Source organism: Segatella asaccharophila (genome assembly GCF_054687055.1).
Map to the genome: position 1 here is coordinate 1 of NZ_BAACAN010000015.1, position 19,618 is coordinate 19,618.

Below are 19,618 nucleotides of genomic sequence, written 5' to 3' on the forward strand. Positions count from 1 at the left end.
CGGAAAGAATATCTGCAATGGCGTTCCCGCCTTCCTCACCGGCCTGCCAGGGCAACAGGATCGCATCCGGAATATCTTTCCATGATGACGTCTCGATCACCCCACCAATATCCAGGATGACGATCAACTTCTTACCCTGAGCGTGAAAGGCTGCTGCTATATTCTTCATACAATTCAGCTCACCATCGGTCAGACTCCAGTCACCAGGACGGTTATGGCGGTCACTGCCCTCTCCCGCATTCCGCCTGATCGTCATTATGGCCACATCATCAACGGAAGCACGATGCCTTGCATAGGCAGGCCCGAAATTAATATCCTCATCTGCATCTTGATAGAGTTCAGCCATATCCTCATCTACCTGATAACCGGCATTCTGCAGGCCCTGGCAGATATTGATCACAAAAGGCTTGTTCACATCACCGGAGCCCCAGCCATTAGCCAGGAAGCCTTTATAGGAGCCTATACCAAAAAGAGCCACCTTCTGACCTTGAGTCAAGGGCAAGGTCCGATCATCATTCTTAAGAAGGACAATACCCTGTGCCGCCATCTCACGGGCCACGGCTGCATGGGCTTTCAAGTCCGGAGCATTAGAAGCCTTATAGTGGCGGAAATGCGGGGTCTTGACAATATAATTCAAGATATTCCGGACATTCCGGTTCACGACATCCATGGATAGTTTACCGTTCTGGACGGCATCAACGATGTCACGCACCTGAGTATCCAGTCCCCACTCCATCAAATCATTTTCAGCATTGACTTGGTCCACCGTATTCCGCCGCTCAGTCCAGTCCGTCATTACGATCCCTTTATAACCAACCTCTCCTCTCAACCAATCATGGAGCAGAGGTTTATCAGCCTGTGTATAAGAGCCATTCAGAAGATTATAGGAAGACATAACCGTCCACGGATTTCCAATTTTGATTGCCAACTCGAAATTTTTAAGGTAGAGTTCACGGAGTGCCCGCTGGCCGACGATCGAGTTATTCTGTGTACGGAAGGTCTCCTGATTATTACAAATAAAATGCTTGGCAGAAGTACCTACGCCATTAGACTGGACACCTAATATTTCATTTCCAGACAAGATGCCGCTCAGCACCGGATCCTCTGAGAAATATTCAAAATTTCTTCCGCAAAGGGGATTACGGTGAAGACACATTCCCGGAGCCAGCAGGACATCGCAGCCATATTCCAGCACTTCATCTCCCATATTCCTGCCGACAGCCTTAGCACAGTCAACATCCCAGGAAGACGCTACAAGAGTCCCCACAGGATTACCGGTAGCATAAAAAGTACGACTGTCCCCCTTGCGTGTCGGAGAAATGCGTACTCCGGCAGGGCCATCAGTCAGCACCGTACAAGGAATCCCCAACCGGGGGATCGCTTTCGTCATACCTGCTGCACCAATACCTGCTTCCGGCAAAGTCGGGCCCTTCTTACCATCAACCACCTCATAAGATCCACCCACAAGCAATTCCGCCTTTTCCTCCAGCGTCATTGCCTTGAGGACCTGCTCTACTGAGTTCTTTCCCAGTTGAGGAACAGAATTCTTGAGTTTTGGTTTTGCCTCTCCAGTTACGATAACACACAAAAACAGAGCTAACAAGATTGTCTTTTTCATGAAATAAATTTTTGAATTAGTTTACTATATTTTTATCTCTCATACCATCTATGGCCAACTTACCTGACAAGATCAGAGACATGGCCAGGTTCCTCCTGGTGACCTATTCTCCCAGAGGTATATCACCATGCATAATGCTCTCATACATGATCTGCATAAGAACAAATTCTCTGACATGAATATAAAAGATTATTATCTATAACCATGTATCACGGTATGTACATTTATACCTTTTCAAAAAATAACTGCTGAAACGTTACACAAAAATAGAATATTTTTTTGAAATCTACACACTTTTATCAAAAATTGTAGTCAGATTATCAAAACTGAAAGCTATTTTCAATTCTTTACGGTAATTTATTATGCCACAAACAGATAGGTTCAAATAATATTGCTAGTTTTTTAACGATAAGAAAGAATCATAGTCACACGATAGTCACTTGTGACCGATGATCCCCTATTTTTCGAAAATAGGGGACAAGATGTAACCAAACAAAAATTCCACAAGTCATTAACGATCTTTGACTTATGGAATCAGAAAGTTGTCCTAGGCGGATTCGAACCACCGCTGACAGAACCAAAAACTGTAGTGCTACCATTACACCATGGGACAATCTGTCTTTTGATGGGGCAAAGGTAGTACATTTTTATGCCACCACCAAATTTTTACGATCTTTTTTAACATCAGGAGCCATGCACCTCCCTGAAGGGATATACTCCTTCAAAGACCGAGCCATCAGATTTCACCCGATTATTTTACGGTAATCAGGAAATAATTTTTCTTTCCTTTCTGTACCAGCAGATATTTGCCATCGATCAGATCCTCCGATGTGATGGGACGATCAAAAGTCTGGACCTTCTCCTTGTTCAAGGACACCCCGCCACCCTTGACGAGTTTACGCATATCACTCTTGCTCTGGAAGATCATCATTCCTTCCCTATTGAACAGATCAACAGCAGAACACCCCAGATCATCTTTAGTCACCTCATAGTGCGGAACCCCTTTGAAAACATCCAACAGAGTAGCCTCATCAAGTTGGGCCAAATCCTCCTTCGTCGATTTACCAAACAAGATATTACTTGCAGCAATTGCCATCAGCAGATCCTGTTTAGAATGAACCATTGTAGTGACCTCTTCCGCCAGTTTTTTCTGCAGCATACGAAGTCCGGGATCTTTACGATGCTCCGTGATCAGAGCATCTATTGTAGGATGGTCCAGTGAAGTGAAGATCTTAATATACTTCTCTGCATCCACATCACTTACATTAAGCCAGAACTGGTAAAAAGCGTATGGAGTAGTACGGTTACGGTCAAGCCACACGTTTCCACTCTCTGTTTTCCCAAATTTTTTACCATCAGCCTTTGTGATCAGAGGACAAGTGAGGCAATAAGCCTGTGCATCTATCCCCAGCGTACGGCGGATCAATTCCGTGCCGGTAGTCATATTCCCCCACTGATCATTTCCACCCATCTGGAGCTGGACCCCTTTATGTTCATAAAGCCAAAGGAAATCATAACCCTGAAGGAGTTGATAAGTAAATTCCGTGAAAGACAATCCGTCACGGGCCTCCCCATTCAACCGTTTCTGAACGCTCTCCTTGGCCATCATATAATTAACTGTGATATGCTTGCCGACCTCACGCACGAAATCAAGGAAGGAGAAGTCCTTCATCCAATCATAATTGTTAACCAGTTCCGCTCCATTCGCTTCCTTGCCATCAAAGTCAAGGAACTTAGAAACTTGTTTCTTGATACATTCCTGGTTATGATACAACGTGTCCGCATTCAAGAGATTACGCTCCTGACTTTTACCGGAAGGATCGCCGATCATTCCCGTAGCTCCTCCCAAAAGCAAGTAAGGTTTATGTCCACAAGCCTGCAGATGACGAAGCATCATGATTCCACAGAGGTGACCGATATGCAAAGAATCAGCAGTCGGATCTGTACCCAGATAAGCCGATACCATCCCTTTCTGTAAAAGTTCTTCAGTACCTGGCATGATCTGCGCTAACATTCCACGCCATTTTAATTCCTCAACAAAATTTTTTGCCATCGTGTAACTCTTTATAGATATATATTTTATTCTTCATTTCTAAGCAGCAAGGGAAGCCCCTTCCTATTTCAATCCCTCATTCTCCTGACTGTATCTATCCTCAGGGTACCGGATCATAACCCGATCCTCCCCATGGATGACAACGGAGGATTCTCCTTATGGCGAGATACAGTCCCTTTAACGGTCCATACTTCAACAACGCCTGTCGGGCATATTCAGAACAAGTGGGAGTAAACCGACAACTTGGAGGAGTAAAAGGAGAGATAAACCGCTGATAAAATATAATAGGCAACACCAGTAGCCAGGTGATCAGTCTGAGTATCAGATGAATCCCCTTCTTCAACCCTTTAAATATTGCCCTCAGTACATTCATATTCTTTCACTGATCCGCCGCAGCAGAGATACGACCTTCTTCTCTATCTCATCCGTCTCATACAATTGAGGATCCTGCCAGAGAAAAGCGATCACGACCTGGTCTTCAGGGCAGGCAGACAAGACATGGAGCAAGAGGTACTTGTTTTTTCTGAAAGCCTCCCTTATCTGCCTTTTCACCCGATTCCGTTTGACAGCCCGTTTAAAGCAACGTTTAGGAACACTGATCAGCACTTTATCCTGCGGTTCTTCCGGTACACGTTCTACTATTTGGTAGACGGCCCTCAAAGGAAAGGCAGACAGCGAATGGCTACTGCTCCTCGAAAAGAGCCGGTCTATCAGCACTTTACTACATAGCCGCTCGTTTTTACTAAATGTAAGCGATCCTGCAGGCATAGAGAATCTATCTTTTTTTGTTTTCTTTTTTCAGATAAGCACCCAGAGCACTGGTCATCGAAGGGTGATCCTGAGAAGGAGCCTGAAGATCCAGGCGGAACCCTTCCTCCCTCACAGTCTTAGCAGTAGCCGGTCCGAAAGCAGCAATACGAATTTTGTCCTGGACAAAATCCGGAAAATTCTGCTTCAAGGCTTTCACCCCCGTAGGACTGAAGAACACCACCATATCGAAGTCAAAATTTTTCCTTTCATCTTCCGTAAAGTCATTGCTCACCGTCCGATACATCACACACTCCGTATGGTTCAACTTTTTCTCATCCAGTAGGTTGGCAATCTTATTACTATGGACACTGCTCAAGGGTACCAGGAATTTCTCCCCCTTATGTTTTGCCATCAAAGGGATGAGATCATCTACTTTGCCCGTATTGCCAAAGAATATTTTTCTTTTATGATAGGGTATGTATTTTTGGATATAGAGAGCTATTGTCTCTATGACACAAAAATACTTCATGTCTTCAGGAATTGTGATCCGCAAATCCTTAGCTAACTTGAAATAGTTATCAATCGCATGACGAGATGTAAAAACCACTGCCGTGTAATTCAACAAATTGATTTTCTGCTGACGAAATTCCCTTGAAGAGATGCCCTCAACCTTAAAGAATGGACGAAATACGCACTCCACCTTAAATAATTTTTCCAAGTCATAATAGGGAGACTTTTCGCTTGTCGGCCGAGGCTGAGAAACCAGAATTTTCTTTATCATCTTGTCCTAAAAAGTTATTTTCATATCATTACCAATCATCTCCCAAATGCCCCATAACACAAGCATGGGGATGACTTCAAGCGTACAAAAGTACAAAATATTCTGCACAATGGCACTGATTCTTTGAGAAAAGATAATAAAGGCCTTATAAAAGGTGAGTAATTTAAACAAAACCACTACAATCAGCGCATAAATCATACCCGTCTGGAGTGGCAATCTGAAATAAGCCATCAGCATAATCATGGGGAACAGCACGACCCCTTCTGTGGATATCAGGAAGAAATAAGCATGAAACCATTGTTCGTTTTTCCGCTTATCAAAGAATATCCAGTTGATAAACCAATAAGCCAAGCCTTTCACGAAGAAATAGCCAGCCAGCACCACTGTATAAATTCCTATAATTTTATACCGGGAAATTGCGAATGTATCTCCAAAGACAGAACGAGTATACAGGAAGAAAGTCAATGCGAAAAGCAGACAAGTCTGGAGGATGAAAAAGAACTGGTATCTAAACTCATTGGAAGTTTCGGTCATCGCAGTTTGTTCCATTCGCGGAGGAAAGAAAAAATTCTTAGCCTGATGGTAAAAGAAAGAACGGCATTTAGCAAAAGCGACCATTGCCAGGATAAAACAGGCCAGCAGCAGAACCGTCAACAGATCATCACCTGCAATAGTATAAGGAACAGGATCGCCTGCCACCCCCAATCTTCCTCCCGGCAGTTCAGGATGGAACATAGAGTCTCTAGAGAAGAAAGACTCTTTATAATAGGTCGGAAGGACAACATTTTTCACGCTCTTCCCTGCCACTTGTCCAGGCAAGTGAAGCGTATCCGGCATTGTACTCCAATGGACCTTTCCGGGATGGATGTTCCGCTGGATTGCAGAATCCTGTTGCCCGGGCGTAGCCCCCTCTGGCAGCCTTTTCAGCACTTGTGCTGGAGTAGGCTGATGCTGAATTGACCGTTCTAAGACGTAAGGACCGTGCATCAATGTTAAAAATAGCGGCATGGAATCTCCTAATGCCATAATCAACTATAAACCAAACTCCTTCTTTATTCTCTCCACCTGATCCAGTTTTTCCCACGTGAAAAGTTCAACCTCGACAGTTTTAGGCTCATGGTAGCGAGAGGTAAAGACCTTCTTCACCACTTCATTTTTCCGTCCCATGTGACCATAGGAAGCCGTTTCAAAATACATAGGCTGGCGAAGCTTCAATGCACGTTCAATAGCTTTAGGACGCAAATCATACATCTCTCCTATTTTTTTTGCGATCTCACCATCCGCCATTTTCACATGACTTCTTCCGTAGGTGTTCACGTAAACGCTCACCGGCTCTGCCACTCCAATAGCATAAGCCAACTGTACCAGCATCTCATCAGCCACGCCTGCTGCGACCATATTCTTAGCGATATAACGAGCCGCATAAGTTGCAGAGCGATCCACCTTTGAAGGATCTTTCCCTGAGAAAGAGCCGCCGCCATGTGCACCTTTACCGCCATACGTATCTACGATGATCTTGCGTCCTGTCAGTCCTGTGTCCCCATGAGGACCACCGATGACAAACTTTCCCGTAGGGTTAACCAAATATTTGATCTGATCATTAAAAAGAGCCAAGGTCTTTGCTCCACAACGCTTTTTAACTTCAGGAATCAAGATATGGAGAACGTCGTCCTTTATTTTAGACAACATACGAGAATCATTTTTATCAAATTCATCATGCTGTGTCGAAACGACAATCGTATCAATACGCTGAGGAATATTATCATCACTGTACTCAACCGTAACCTGACACTTAGAATCCGGACGGAGATAAAGCATTCTTTTACCTTCCTTCCGAATATCCGCAAGCGTCTTCATCATCAAATGAGCCAGGTCAAGTGAAACCGGCATATAGTTTTCCGTCTCATTTGTCGCATATCCGAACATCATGCCTTGATCACCCGCTCCCTGATCCTCTTCCTTCTCCCGGAGGACACCACGAGTAATATCAGGACTCTGCTCATGAATGGCAGAAAGAAAGCCACAGGAATCGCCGTCAAACTGATATTCTGATTTTGTATATCCAATATGCTTAATGGTATCACGAGTAACCGTCTGCAGATCTATATAAGTTTTCGAGCTCACTTCCCCCATGACAATGACCTGGCCTGTAGTGGCAAAAGTCTCAATAGCGCAACGCGCGTTCCTGTCATAAACGAGAAACTGATCGAGTAAAGCATCAGAAATCTGGTCACATACCTTATCCGGATGACCTTCTGAAACTGATTCTGATGAAAATAAATATGACATAAATTGGTCTCTAATTTTATTCTATTCCGTTTAATCATGCAAAGTTACGAATTTTCCGGATAATTCCAAACCGTTTATCCCTTTTTAAGTCCAAATCATGAATTATCTGTCATCCTTCAAAGTAAGTCGTTCAGGAAGAGATCCCAGCAACTATTTTCAGAATCATTTTCCATCCTTCCGTTCTGAAGGAAAAGTCTGTTGATTTCTCGGATGATGCTCCAGGATTTCCCTTCTCAGATCTGAAGTTTCCAGATGCGTATATATTTCCGTAGTTCCGATATTCTCATGCCCCAGCATGGCCTGAATGGCACGCAGGTCAGCACCGCCCCGCAGCAATGCCGTGGCAAAGGAATGGCGGAGAGTATGTGGAGAAATTGTTTTCTTTATCCCTGCATCCTGTGCCTGCTTTTTGATCATGATGAGTATCATGACACGAGTCAGATGGTGCCCCCGACGGTTTAAGAAGACATAACCTTCTTCACCAGGCTTTATATCCATCTGACGGCGGTCATAAAACCAAAGATTCAGTTCTTTGATAGCTGCATCCGAAATAGGTACCAGACGTTCCTTATTTCCCTTACCTATCACCCTGACAAACTTCTCATCCAGATACAGATTAGAAAGTTGCAGATTTACCAGTTCAGAAACGCGCAAGCCACAGGAAAACAAGACCTCGATAATAGCCTTATTACGCTGCCCTTCCCATTTTGAGAGATCAATAGAAGCTTCCAGTTGATCCACCTCGTCCGTGGTCAGGTATTCTGGCAGGTGTTCTCCTATTTGCGGAGATTCGAGCAGTTCAGATGGATCCATTTTCAGATAGCCCTCAAGTTGCAGATAGCGGTAAAAAGAACGCACGCCGCTTAATATCCTCGCCTGAGACCTAGGCCCTTCGCCTAAGTCATGTAAACCAGCTGAAAATTGTTCCAGATCTTCAAGTCGGGCATCTGCAGGACTTATCTCCTTCTTCCGAAAGAATTCAAGAAGAAGCAGCACATCCCGATGATAAGCTTCAACGGTATTGGGAGAATAACTCCTTTCAAGTTTAAGATACCTCAGATAGCCTTTCATTATCTCAACAGAAAAAGTCTTTTCCATTTTCAAACTTTTATACTTTTTATCTTACTGGCTGACCATTCCAAGAATTTTCATTAACTTTGCAGTTAAGATACGATTGTTAAGAACAAAGGTACAAATTATTATTGAATATGAAAATACAAATCATCAACGGCCCTAACCTGAATCTCTTAGGAATCAGAGAGCCAGGGATTTATGGAGATCATTCTTTTGAGAGCTATTTACCAAAGCTCAAAGCCAAATACCCCGAGATCCAGATAGACTATTATCAGAGCAATATCGAAGGAGATCTGATCAACAAGATGCAGGAAACCGGATTTTCGTACGATGGCATCGTGCTTAATGCCGGTGCATACACACATACCAGTATAGCTCTCCAAGATTGTATCCGCAGCCTGAAATGTCCCGTAATTGAAATTCATATATCCAATATTTTCCAAAGAGAAGAATACCGTCACAAATCCATGATCAGTTGTGCCTGTCTGGGTACCATTTGCGGGTTTGGACTTGCGGGGTATGACCTGGCCATTGCAGGGATCCTTTCAACCAAGAAAGGATAATCGTCCTCAATAACCCAACGGGTAATTATTGTCCTTCAAAGATGAGCAAACAAAATCCAGGGCGATCCACATCCCTTGTCAACCCCAACGATGAAAGGCCCGAAGACAATCTGTTGGACCAGTACATCCGCGAGCATAGTGAACCGGAAGGAGATTACCTCTATCGACTCTGGCGCGCCACAAATATCCACACCCTCCATGGACGGATGTCAAGCGGATACCTGCAAGGACGGATACTGAAAATGTTCGTCCGAATGATTCGTCCACGAAACATTCTTGAAGTAGGAACATTCAGCGGTTATAGTGCGATCTGTATGGCAGAAGGACTCCCGGCGGGAGGCAAAATCTATACCTTCGAGATCAACGATGAGATGGAAGATTTAACCCGAAGATGGATAGAAAACTCTCCCGTAGCAGACAAGATCGAGTTGCACATCGGTGACGCCAACGAGGAAGCGCCTCTATTAGGCCTCACTTTTGACATGGCATTCATAGATGGTGACAAACGTACTTATCTAAAGACCTATGAGACCGTCATGAGCCTTCTAAGACCAGGTGGTTTCATTCTCGCAGACAACACCCTGTGGGACGGGCATGTCATTGATCCCCGATATGAACATGATGCCCAGACGGCCGGCATCCGCAGATTTAATGATTTTGTCGCTGCAGATCCGCGTACCGAAGACATCATCCTTCCCGTCAGAGACGGGTTAACCCTCATTCATAAAAAGCAGAGCACCTCACGATGATAAGATCTAAAAGGACATGATCATCACCGTGAAATCACTCATGCAAGCGACTTAACTTAAAAGTCTTTTGCTTAAATATCTAACAGGATAATAAACCGCAAGCCATCCCACAGCGATCACTGTCAGGAAAACCAGCAGAATATCCGAATAATGGACACTCACCGGATAAGCATCAACGATGAACGATCCTGCAGATTTCCCGAGAGAAACAAATCCATAAGTCTGTTGCAGCCAACAGAGAAGGAGCCCGATCGCAATTCCGACAATAGCACCGATAACAGAGATCATCCTTCCCTCAAAAAGGAAGATACGTACAATCTGCTTGTCACTGGCCCCGAGATTCCGCAAGGTGACCACATCATTTTTCTTATCAATGATCAACATGGACAGAGAACCGATGATATTAAAACAGGCCACTACCAGAATGAATGTCAGGAAAAGATAAGCCATCAGTTTCTCGATGGTCATGATCTTGAAAGTATCATCCTGCTGTTGAAACCGGTCTAGCACCCGGTATTTCTTCCCGGCTATTTTCTGCATCTCCCTTTTCACGGATTCAAGATCCGAATTCTGTTTCAGCCGAAGCTCCAAAGATGAAAGCATTCCCTGTTGGCCAAACAGATTACGGGCAAAAGCGATCGACGTTAAAATATAATTTTTATCATACTCCGCCTGCTTGACGGAAAAGACCACGCCCGGTGAGATGATCGAGTCCACGACAAAGCTATTAGAAGGATCAGCCAGATCCAACTGCCCCTCTTTTACCGGAGCAAAGATCTTCATATAACCATCCCAGTCTGCCCCCGCATCTAATTGCTGGGCAAGTTGAATCCCCAGGATACCATACTGCAAGTTAGCTGCATGGAGTTCAAAACTACCATTACCATAAAGAATATCCGTGATATGGGACAACTGGGGGAAATCATCTTCCACGCCCTTGATCATTACCATCGCCTGCTTATTATGATAGACCGCAAGGGCTTGGTCTTCCACACACTCAGTAGACACTTCTACCTGAGGGAGCCTACGGATTTTTGTAAGAACAGGATCATCCGCCGGAGCGGTCTTGCCCATCGCAGGAACGATTTCCAACTGAGGATCAAAATTAGTAAACAGGGACGCAATAAGGTCATGGAAGCCGTTGAACACACTTAACACGATAACCATTGCCATTGTAGCTACTGCAACTCCGATCACACTGATGGCGCTGATGATATTAATGGCATGAGTACTCTTTTTGGAAAAGAGGTATCTTCTGGCTATGAAAAGGGGGAAATTCATACGAATCAGTCAATGATTATTTCTCCTGCAGGATATCATCAATATGCTGCTGATAATCCAGCGTATCATCGAGGAAGAAACGCAACTCAGGTATAATGCGCAACTGTTTCCCTACACGCGTCCCCAGACTATAGCGAATGGTCTTTTCATTTGTACGGATATTTTTCACAATGTCATCCGCTTTCTCAGAAGGAAAAATTGAGAGATAAGCAGTACAGACACTCATATCAGGACTGATTTTCACATTGGTCACACTAATCAGGATACCATGAGTCCTGCGGGTCTGCTCCTGGAAAAGTGTCGCCAGTTCCTTTTGCAGGAGTCTGGCTATACGGTTTTGTCTCGTTTCTCGCATAATATAATCCTTTTATCTAACATCACAATCACTGGCGCCCTTCAGAAAAGAAGCTGTCCCTCGTGATTGTATTCAATGATCGTAAACCTTCAGAAAGACGCCATATTTGCCCGTTCTTTCAGGACAAACGGAAGAACTTATTCCAGATCCAGATGGTTAACAGGAACCACCTCATTAAGGAAAATTTGAGCGCTGCCCTTGAATTTCTTCGGGTTTTCCGTAGTATTATAGAGGCAAGTTCCATGCTTTGTGCACATCTGATCCATTTCCGGATGACGCTTCAGATAGTTCACGAGACTGTCTGCGACATATTTCCCTTGTGGAACAAGACGGACACTGGGGCTGATATATTTCGAGATCTTCGGCATAAGCAAGGGATAATGTGTACAACCCAGGATTATCGTATCAATCTGAGGATCTGCCTGCATCAGTTTATCAATACGCTTTTTCACGAAATAATCCGCGCCAGGACTATTCGCCTCACCATATTCAATCAGAGGGACCCAGAAGGGACAAGCTACGCCCGTGACCTTTATTTCAGGCCAGAGTTTCTGGATTTCAATATCGTAACTATGACTGGTCACGGTTCCTTCAGTAGCCAGAAGTCCGACATGGTTATTGTGAGTAAGCTTCCCTATGACCTCAGCTGTCGGGCGGATGACCCCCAATACCCTGCGATGAGGGTCAATAGCAGGAAGATCCTGCTGCTGAATGGTTCTGAGAGCTTTTGCCGAAGCAGTATTGCAGCCAAGAATTATCAGATGACAGCCCATTTCAAAGAGTTTGACGACTGCCTGTCGTGTAAACTCATACACCACATCGAAAGAACGGTCCCCATAGGGAGCTCTGGCATTGTCTCCCAGATAGATATAATCATATTCCGGCATGACCTGACGGATGCTATGCAGCACCGTAAGTCCACCATAGCCGGAATCAAAGACGCCTATCGGACCGGGGGCAGAAGGTAATTTCATCATAAATCTAATTAAACACCTATTCAAACTACAACCTTTTCACTGACAGGAAAAGAGAAAATGATCAGTCTTTCAACATCTCCGTGGCGCAAGCCATTAATCAGCGTAAAGCAGATTCCAGCGCAGTTGTAATATCTACGCCCAAGGAAGTATCGATATAAGGAACGGCATCATGATCAGTATTCAAGACGAAAGCCAGTCCCTGCTGTTTTCCAATTTTGCTCACAGCAGCAGTAACACTTGCTTTCAAAGGAGCCATTGCATTCTGTTCAGCCTGATCCAACAAGTGCTTGGATTGTTCCTTGAAAGCAATATTCTTCTCCATCAGGTCACGTAATTCAGCTTGTCTCTTTTCCAGGATTGAAGGGGCGAAATCCCTCTCTCCTTCCAGAAATTCCTCATATTTATTATTGAACTCATCTTCCTCCCGCTTCATCTCAGCATCATATTTATTACTCAAATCACTGAGATCACGACGAGTCTTGGCATACGCCGGCATCGACTGAAGGACCGTCTGATAAGAGAAATAGCCGAATCGCTGCGGTGAAGCAGGAACACTGGATACAGATGTCTCAGTCTGTGCGCTGGCCATACCAGGCAGCAACGCCAAGAACAGATACAATAACAGTTTTCTCATATAAAACCTCCTAATTACTTAATCGGATAAAACATGATGACAGAATACTTCTAAAAGAGTCAAAAGGGCAGACTCAGACGAGACCTGCCCCTAAATATCTTGATAGAAAAGTATACTTTATTTCAATTTCAAGACCTCAGATTTGCAAAGAGCAGTGACATCCCTTACAAGAGTATCGCTGATATAAGGCATAGATCCCTTCATGAAGATCGAAGTATATCCTCCCTCTTTGCCTACCTTTTCAATGACCTGCGACACTTTAGCCTGGATAGGAGCCAACTTCTGTTGCTGTGCTTTCTGGAAATCCTGCGATTTCTGCTGGGCAGTCTGCTGATATTTGTCTCCCAGATCCTGTAATTCCTTTTCCTTAGCCTCCTTAGCTGTAGCATTCATCGTAGAAGAACTTTTCTGATATTCATCATATTTCCGCTGAATCTCAGCCTGCATGCTTTGCAGGTCTTTCTGGTCCTGATCATTCAGGTTTTTCAGTTCTGTCTGAGCCGCAGCATATTCAGGGAGAGCCTGAGCGACCGCATCCAAGTCAACGACACCAAACTTCTGTGCGAAGATTGACATTGGTATCATCAACATCAACATTAAAAGTAACTTTTTCATTTTCTTTATTTTTATAGTTTGATTGCAAAGTTAATATGAATCATGTGAGTTGCAAAGTTAATACTTATTATTTGAATATCCTAATTTCCTCAGCACTTCATTTGAAATGTCAATTTTCGGTGAACCAAAAATAATGCCAGAATTACTGGCTCTGTCAACGACCAGAGAATAATCGTGAAGTTCACAAATATCTTTTATAGCATTGTAAATTTTTTCCTGGATAGGGGACATCAGGGATTCACGTTCCTTGGAGAGTTCACCTTCGGGTCCAAAATACTGCTTTTTCAGATCACTGGCCTGTTTTTCCTTATCTACTATAGCCTGTTGACGTGCCTTTTTCTGCTGTGGAGAAAGGAAGGCCATTTCATTCTGATAATTCCGATACATCGTACTTGCTTCGGTATTAATGGAATCCACTTCAGCCTTCCACTTTTCACCTGCCTGATTGAGTTGTTCGTTTGCGCGCTCGTATGTTGGAATGTTCTTTAAAATATAATCCATATCCACAAGTGCGAATTTCTGAGCGCTTGCCGTCATTGCCATTAGGACAAAGAGGCACAATGTAATTACCTTTTTCATTTCTTAATCCTTTTTGTATTATGCTACACGGTCAGCTTTATCTATATGCCAGACCGGTCTCATCTCAATTTTACCATCACACCAACTGGCAGATATGAAAAGGTCTGCCTCCTGGCAGTGATCAGACTACTCATTAAAGTTTGAATTCAGCTGGCCTCCCTTTAAAATTCCTGTCCGAGGATAAAGTGGAACTGACTTCCGCCCTTCTGCCCGAAGACCTTATCAAAACCATAGCCCCAGTCAATACCCATCAAGCCAACCATTGGCAGATAGATCCTGACACCTACGCCGGCTGAACGCTTCATATCAAATGGATTGAATTTCTTTGTATCTGTCCAGGCATTACCTGCTTCCACAAAGGAGAGTCCATAGATGGTCGTATTCCCTAAAAGGAACGGATAACGGAGCTCCAGGGTATAGCGGTCATACGCATAGCCCTCAGCTCCATAAGGAGTCAGGGAGCCATTTTCATAACCACGCAGCCCGATCGTTTCTTCGGCATAACCTGTAGAGTAACCGCTCATACCATCACCACCCATATAGTAGGTTTCAAACGGACTCTTCTTATATTTATTGTATGAGCCAAGAAGCCCCATTTCTACGCGGGTCATCAACACAAAAGTCTTCGGATTGCCACTCAACGCTGTATAGGTACGAGCCTTAAACTTCCACTTATTATATTCTATCCAACGGTATTTTTCCTGCATCTGACTGTTATAGTCCGGATCGAGTGAGTTAGTAGCCAGATTCTTATAATCCTTATGATCCCAACTACTCCAAGGCGGGGTAAGCGTCACACTTGCTTCAAAGTCAGAACCACGACGGGGATAAAGTTGATTATCCGTAGAGGTACGGTTCAGGGCAATCGTCATATTCAGGTTGTTGGCATCACCATTAGACATCAGGAAATAGCTCCAGTTCTTCAACATATATCGTGTATAGGCCAGTTGCAAGGAAAGGGTGAAATAATCATCGGGCCAACTCAAGCGTTTCCCCCATCCTACATTCACTCCGAACATCTTAACATACTTGTCCGGATCATAATAGTCTTCGTAACTATTATTGTAACTGCTGCCATAACCATACATATAATTATAGTAATTATTCAGATAAGAACTGTTGTAATAATTACTTGACACATCCGTCTGTTTGGAGAAATAAGCCCCTATGCTGAACTGAATAGGCCGCTTTCCGCCAAGCCAGTTAGTGGAATAGCTGACATCATAGTTTTGGTAATAGGTACCATTCGTCTGTGCACCGATGCTCAGCGTTTCACCATCACCGATCGGCATGATGCCACGGTGTTCCTTGTTCATATTAAACAGATTCCGGATGGAGAAATTATTCAGTTTCAAGGCAATACGTCCTATCACACCCGTCTGTCCCCAGCCAAGGGAGAACTCAATCTGATCATTACTCTTCTGCACCAGGTTCCAGTTGATGTCCACCGTACCATCTTCATAATTCGGTTTCACATCCGGGTTAACCTTTTCCTGATCAAAGAATCCCATGGAAGCGATTTCACGAGCAGAACGCTGGAGAGCGTCCTTAGAGAACAAGTCACCCGGTTTCGTACGCAGTTCCCGACGGATCACGTTTTCATAAAGGCGGTCATTCCCCGTAATGCGCACATGGTTCAAGTGTGCCTGCTGCCCCTCATAGATTCGCATTTCCAGGTCAATGCTATCGCCTACAATATTAACTTCGGTAGGCTGGAGGTTATAAAACAGATAACCATGATTCCAGTACAAGTTACCCACTGCATCATCATCCTCACTCAAGCGCTTATTCAACAGTTTCTGGTTATAGACATCCCCTTTCTTCATACCCAGCACAGCATTCAGGTAATCCGTAGTATAGACGGTATTGCCCACCCACGTGATATTCCGGATATAATATTTCTTCCCTTCACTGACCTTAACATATACATTTACATGCTTCGGATCATAATTCCATACACTGTCTTTCAGAATCTGCGCATCACGGAATCCCAATTCATTATATTTATCTATCAGATTCTGCTTGTCCTTCTCCCAATTCTCCTGAGTAAATTTCTTACTCTTCAAGAATGTAGCAAACTTATCCGCCTCATGGGTTTTCTTGAAAACGCCTTTACTCAGAAATCCTCCTTTGATCCGGCCATCAGAAAGATATTTATTACCCTCTATGATAATCTGATGAACCCTGATTTTCTCTTTCTTATCAACGATGACATCCAGGATGACATGATTTGTGCTCGTGGTGTCATTCCGCTCATTAATCGTAATATCCGCATTCTTATAGCCCTTGTCATCAAAATATTTTTTAGCCAGTATCTTGGCACGGTCAATCATATTCGGTGTGATCTGACTTCCCTTAAGAAGTCCGAGTTTCTTTTCCATATCACTCCGTTCACTCTTTTTCAACCCGATATAATTGATCGTAGAGACACGGGGCCGAACTGCCAGGTAGACATGCAGATAAATTTTATCGCCGACCAAGGAATCAGCAGCTATCTGGACCTTAGAAAACAGTCCATGCTTCCAATAGCGTTTTACAGCATCCGTAACTTCATTTCCAGGTACAGTAATCTGTTGACCGACTGTAAGGCCAGAAATACCTGCAAGAACATAGTCCTCATAACCTTCAACGCCAGAAACACTTATTCCACCAATAGTCACTGTACGAGGTGTACCCGCATAGGAAATATCAGGATTGACAATCTTGTCCTGAGCATTTGCGCCCATCGTCAGTCCAAAGATCATGACGAGTAAAAAAAACACCTTCTTTATTGGGTCCATAACAAATATATATATCTTTTTCAAATTCATTCTATCTTTTAGGATGCTCTGAAGAAAATTCATGCTCAGCAACAGGCCGATCCGACACGAGCACCAGGAGACATCCGTCTTCCCTATTTTACTTCTTCAAATCCTTCTTCATCTGCTGAGACCTTTCCTGACTCATCCTTAGGTGACTCAACGATACCCTCATCTTTTACAGTCTGATGATCCTCATTTTCTGTTTTTTCGATTTGGGCTTCTGTTTTACCGAATCTACGCTGTCGTTTCTGATAACTGAGAATAGCCTTATAGAGATTTTGTTCCCTGAAATCAGGCCAATAGGTATCGCAGAAATAAAGTTCGGTATAAGCAATCTGCCAAAGGAGATAATTAGAGACACGCAACTCTCCCCCTGTACGGATCAGCAGATCCGGATCCGGCATAAAATAGGTCTCCAGATTTTTGCTGATCGTATCTTCTGTGACTAACTGGTCAAGTTCTTTATCAGAATATTTACCAAACGATTTTTTTTGCAATTCCCAGACAATATCTTTCACAGCTTTGGTAATCTCCCATCTCGAGCTATAACTTAAAGCCACCACCATCGTCATTCCTCCGTTAGAAGCAGTCGCTTCCATCGTCTCCCAGAGTTTATTCTGAACCTCTACAGGTAATCGGTTCATTTCACCGATGACACGGAAACGAACATTATATTTCATAAAGATATCATCCTTGAGAGCAGACAAGACCAGCCCCATAAGAGCCTGGATCTCTGACGCCGGACGATTCCAGTTTTCCATAGAGAATGTATAAAGCGTAAGATATTTCACTCCTAAGCGGGCACACTCAGCAGTAATCCGGCGAACCGTCTCTACGCCAGCCTGATGTCCGCATGTACGCTCTTTGCCGCGCGCTTCCGCCCAACGTCCATTGCCATCCATGATAATGGCAATATGTCGGGGAATCCGGTTCATATCCAGCTGATTTCTTAAATCATTCTGTTCCATCTCTTCTATCTTTTTCACCCATTTCCATGTGGTCTTGCTGCCCCTCATCCTTCTTCTGACCAGCAACGATCAGTCTCCAGGAAAATGCGCCTCATTCAAAAGGACCACAAGAGCCTAATTAGTAAAGCCCTTTTGGGCATCAGACCAACCTACTCTATTATGGCGTCCTCGCCATATATTGCCTGTTGACTGATCAATGATCCAGAGATTATTGTTTTTATCTGAAGTGAAGGCATACCCTCTGTGCAATGTACCAATCGCACGAGTAAGCTTTTTGGTAACTGTAGAATCCACATGCCAGGTCAGGCCATGGTCATTACTGCTATAAAGTTTCAGGTCACTGCCAAGCGCTTCCATGCCGCTCCCATAAGATGCAGCCAGGAGCTTATCCGGCATTGTCCCCTTTACGTAAACCACACTATAAGATTTCTGATACCAGGCAGTTGGAGCCGTATAAGACCATCCCTGCAATTCTGCCCCCAATGAATACTCGGCGACATTATTCCACACCGCTACATGCTGCAATGTGTTGTCACCCACAAGAGTTACTAAATCCGTACTATCATTCGTCAACGATGGCTGGCAGACACAACTTACGTTTGCGGTAATCAGGCTGTCAACATCCCCGTCCATAGTCTGGTCCAGCCAACTGGCGCCATCATCTTTTGAATACATAAAGCCTGTTGCCGTAGTGCCAAAGAGCTGCATGGAACTTGCCCCCACAAGTGCTGTCAAAGACGGGCACGTCCCCATTTTGTCCCAGGTACGGGCATCCTGAGAACGGTAAATAGCGCCTTGACTTAAAGCATAAAGATAACCCTTCTTGGCTACAATATTATGGTAATCCTCAGCCTGTAAAGAAGCAGACGCCGGGATCTCCGTCCAATTCTTTCCATCAGTTATCGGTGTTGAGAAAATCTTCAAACTATTCCCGTCCTCACCAAAAATATACATATTGTCACCGTTCGCAACAGCTTTCAAACTCGAAAGAGCAGCAATACTGGCATTAGCACCAAGATGATTCAACGGGAAGGAATCCGCAAACTCCTTATGCTCATTGACTTTAAGCGTATAGACTACATAGGCCGACAATTCACTGTTGAAAGCATAAAGATGCCGCGGAACGGAGAGGTCCAGAGAATCTGTACTCTGATAATAGACAATATTCTTCATATCAGAGGATTCTTTTTCCTTCCCCAAACTATCCACTTGCAAGATACCTATAATACCATCATTTTTGCTGGCTATGGTCGTTACGACCTTCTTCATGTTCAAACCTGCGGGAAGAGAATCCGTATTATAAATAAGGTGAGAAGCCTGATCGATATTAAACTTATATTTGGAACAATTTACCGTATCCGGTTTTCCATCAGACATTGTATCCACAAGAGAATTCAATGTTCCTACTGAGAAAGACGTTATGGCTGTATCATGATAATAGGTAACATCCTCATTACCCAGACAAGATGAAAGCATCAAGACGGCCCATAACATGACGACAAAAAATGACAGCGTTTTTTTCATTGCACTC

At 43.9% G+C, this 19,618-nt stretch carries 18 protein-coding genes, 1 tRNA gene and 1 pseudogene; 2 read left to right on the top strand and 18 right to left on the bottom strand.

Annotation, left to right across the window (positions count from 1 at the left end; all coding sequences use genetic code 11):
- The 9 genes from ACYRYG_RS09160 to xerA all read right to left on the bottom strand — a co-directional run.
- Positions 1 to 1,618 (bottom strand): glycoside hydrolase family 3 protein (locus ACYRYG_RS09160; RefSeq protein ID WP_460198036.1); only part of this gene is annotated, 1,618 nt, incomplete at its 3' end.
- A 542-nt stretch (positions 1,619 to 2,160) separates the two neighbouring features.
- Positions 2,161 to 2,231 (bottom strand) — tRNA-Gln (locus ACYRYG_RS09165).
- Positions 2,232 to 2,369: 138 nt separating this feature from the next.
- A complete protein-coding gene (gene tyrS / locus ACYRYG_RS09170; RefSeq protein WP_293418088.1) occupies positions 2,370 to 3,671 on the bottom strand; it encodes a tyrosine--tRNA ligase in 1,302 nt (433 codons plus the stop codon).
- A gap of 100 nt (positions 3,672 to 3,771) precedes the next feature.
- Complete coding sequence (gene yidD / locus ACYRYG_RS09175) at positions 3,772 to 4,044, bottom strand: membrane protein insertion efficiency factor YidD (RefSeq protein ID WP_293418090.1); 273 nt, start codon at positions 4,042 to 4,044, stop codon at positions 3,772 to 3,774.
- Positions 4,041 to 4,439 carry a ribonuclease P protein component gene (gene rnpA / locus ACYRYG_RS09180; RefSeq protein WP_293418092.1) on the bottom strand — a complete coding sequence of 133 codons (399 nt, stop codon included), beginning with the start codon at positions 4,437 to 4,439 and terminating at the stop codon, positions 4,041 to 4,043. Before rnpA ends, yidD begins: the two co-directional genes overlap by 4 nt.
- A gap of 7 nt (positions 4,440 to 4,446) precedes the next feature.
- Complete coding sequence (locus tag ACYRYG_RS09185; RefSeq protein WP_293418094.1) at positions 4,447 to 5,202, bottom strand: uroporphyrinogen-III synthase; 756 nt, start codon at positions 5,200 to 5,202, stop codon at positions 4,447 to 4,449.
- A gap of 6 nt (positions 5,203 to 5,208) precedes the next feature.
- The gene (locus tag ACYRYG_RS09190; protein ID WP_293418096.1) at positions 5,209 to 6,228 is read right to left on the bottom strand and encodes a DUF4271 domain-containing protein; all 1,020 of its coding nucleotides are present in this window, start codon (positions 6,226 to 6,228) and stop codon (positions 5,209 to 5,211) included.
- 6 nt (positions 6,229 to 6,234) lie between these two features.
- On the bottom strand, positions 6,235 to 7,491 hold the full coding sequence (gene metK / locus ACYRYG_RS09195) for a methionine adenosyltransferase (protein WP_293418098.1): 1,257 nt from the start codon (positions 7,489 to 7,491) through the stop codon (positions 6,235 to 6,237).
- A 162-nt stretch (positions 7,492 to 7,653) separates the two neighbouring features.
- Positions 7,654 to 8,589: a site-specific tyrosine recombinase/integron integrase gene (gene xerA, locus ACYRYG_RS09200; protein WP_293418100.1), complete on the bottom strand. Its 936-nt coding sequence runs from the start codon at positions 8,587 to 8,589 to the stop codon at positions 7,654 to 7,656.
- Positions 8,590 to 8,699: 110 nt separating this feature from the next.
- On the opposite strand from xerA, the gene aroQ reads away from it, so the two are divergent.
- Complete coding sequence (gene aroQ / locus ACYRYG_RS09205; RefSeq protein WP_460198037.1) at positions 8,700 to 9,128, top strand: type II 3-dehydroquinate dehydratase; 429 nt, start codon at positions 8,700 to 8,702, stop codon at positions 9,126 to 9,128.
- Between the two features lie 41 nt (positions 9,129 to 9,169).
- A complete protein-coding gene (locus ACYRYG_RS09210; RefSeq protein ID WP_293418104.1) occupies positions 9,170 to 9,877 on the top strand; it encodes an O-methyltransferase in 708 nt (235 codons plus the stop codon).
- Positions 9,878 to 9,928: 51 nt separating this feature from the next.
- On the opposite strand, the gene ACYRYG_RS09215 is transcribed toward ACYRYG_RS09210, so the two are convergent.
- The 9 genes and pseudogenes from ACYRYG_RS09215 to ACYRYG_RS09255 form a co-directional block, all read right to left on the bottom strand.
- Positions 9,929 to 11,158: an FtsX-like permease family protein gene (locus ACYRYG_RS09215; protein WP_293418106.1), complete on the bottom strand. Its 1,230-nt coding sequence runs from the start codon at positions 11,156 to 11,158 to the stop codon at positions 9,929 to 9,931.
- A gap of 16 nt (positions 11,159 to 11,174) precedes the next feature.
- A complete protein-coding gene (rbfA, locus tag ACYRYG_RS09220) occupies positions 11,175 to 11,513 on the bottom strand; it encodes a 30S ribosome-binding factor RbfA (protein WP_293418108.1) in 339 nt (112 codons plus the stop codon).
- A gap of 137 nt (positions 11,514 to 11,650) precedes the next feature.
- Complete coding sequence (gene murI, locus ACYRYG_RS09225; protein ID WP_460198038.1) at positions 11,651 to 12,490, bottom strand: glutamate racemase; 840 nt, start codon at positions 12,488 to 12,490, stop codon at positions 11,651 to 11,653.
- Between the two features lie 97 nt (positions 12,491 to 12,587).
- Positions 12,588 to 13,124, bottom strand: coding sequence for an OmpH family outer membrane protein (locus ACYRYG_RS09230; RefSeq protein ID WP_293418110.1), 537 nt, complete (start codon positions 13,122 to 13,124; stop codon positions 12,588 to 12,590).
- Positions 13,125 to 13,241: 117 nt separating this feature from the next.
- Positions 13,242 to 13,739 (bottom strand): OmpH family outer membrane protein, encoded by a 498-nt coding sequence (locus tag ACYRYG_RS09235; RefSeq protein ID WP_293418112.1) that lies wholly within the window; start codon positions 13,737 to 13,739, stop codon positions 13,242 to 13,244.
- A gap of 57 nt (positions 13,740 to 13,796) precedes the next feature.
- A complete protein-coding gene (locus ACYRYG_RS09240) occupies positions 13,797 to 14,318 on the bottom strand; it encodes an OmpH/Skp family outer membrane protein (RefSeq protein WP_293418114.1) in 522 nt (173 codons plus the stop codon).
- A gap of 161 nt (positions 14,319 to 14,479) precedes the next feature.
- Positions 14,480 to 17,098 carry a POTRA domain-containing protein gene (locus tag ACYRYG_RS09245; RefSeq protein ID WP_293418116.1) on the bottom strand — a complete coding sequence of 873 codons (2,619 nt, stop codon included), beginning with the start codon at positions 17,096 to 17,098 and terminating at the stop codon, positions 14,480 to 14,482.
- A gap of 212 nt (positions 17,099 to 17,310) precedes the next feature.
- Positions 17,311 to 18,087 (bottom strand): annotated as a pseudogene (locus tag ACYRYG_RS09250) (isoprenyl transferase); the annotation flags it as partial.
- 114 nt (positions 18,088 to 18,201) lie between these two features.
- Positions 18,202 to 19,611, bottom strand: coding sequence for a DUF6242 domain-containing protein (locus ACYRYG_RS09255; protein WP_293418120.1), 1,410 nt, complete (start codon positions 19,609 to 19,611; stop codon positions 18,202 to 18,204).
- Between the last annotated feature and the right edge of the window lie 7 nt (positions 19,612 to 19,618).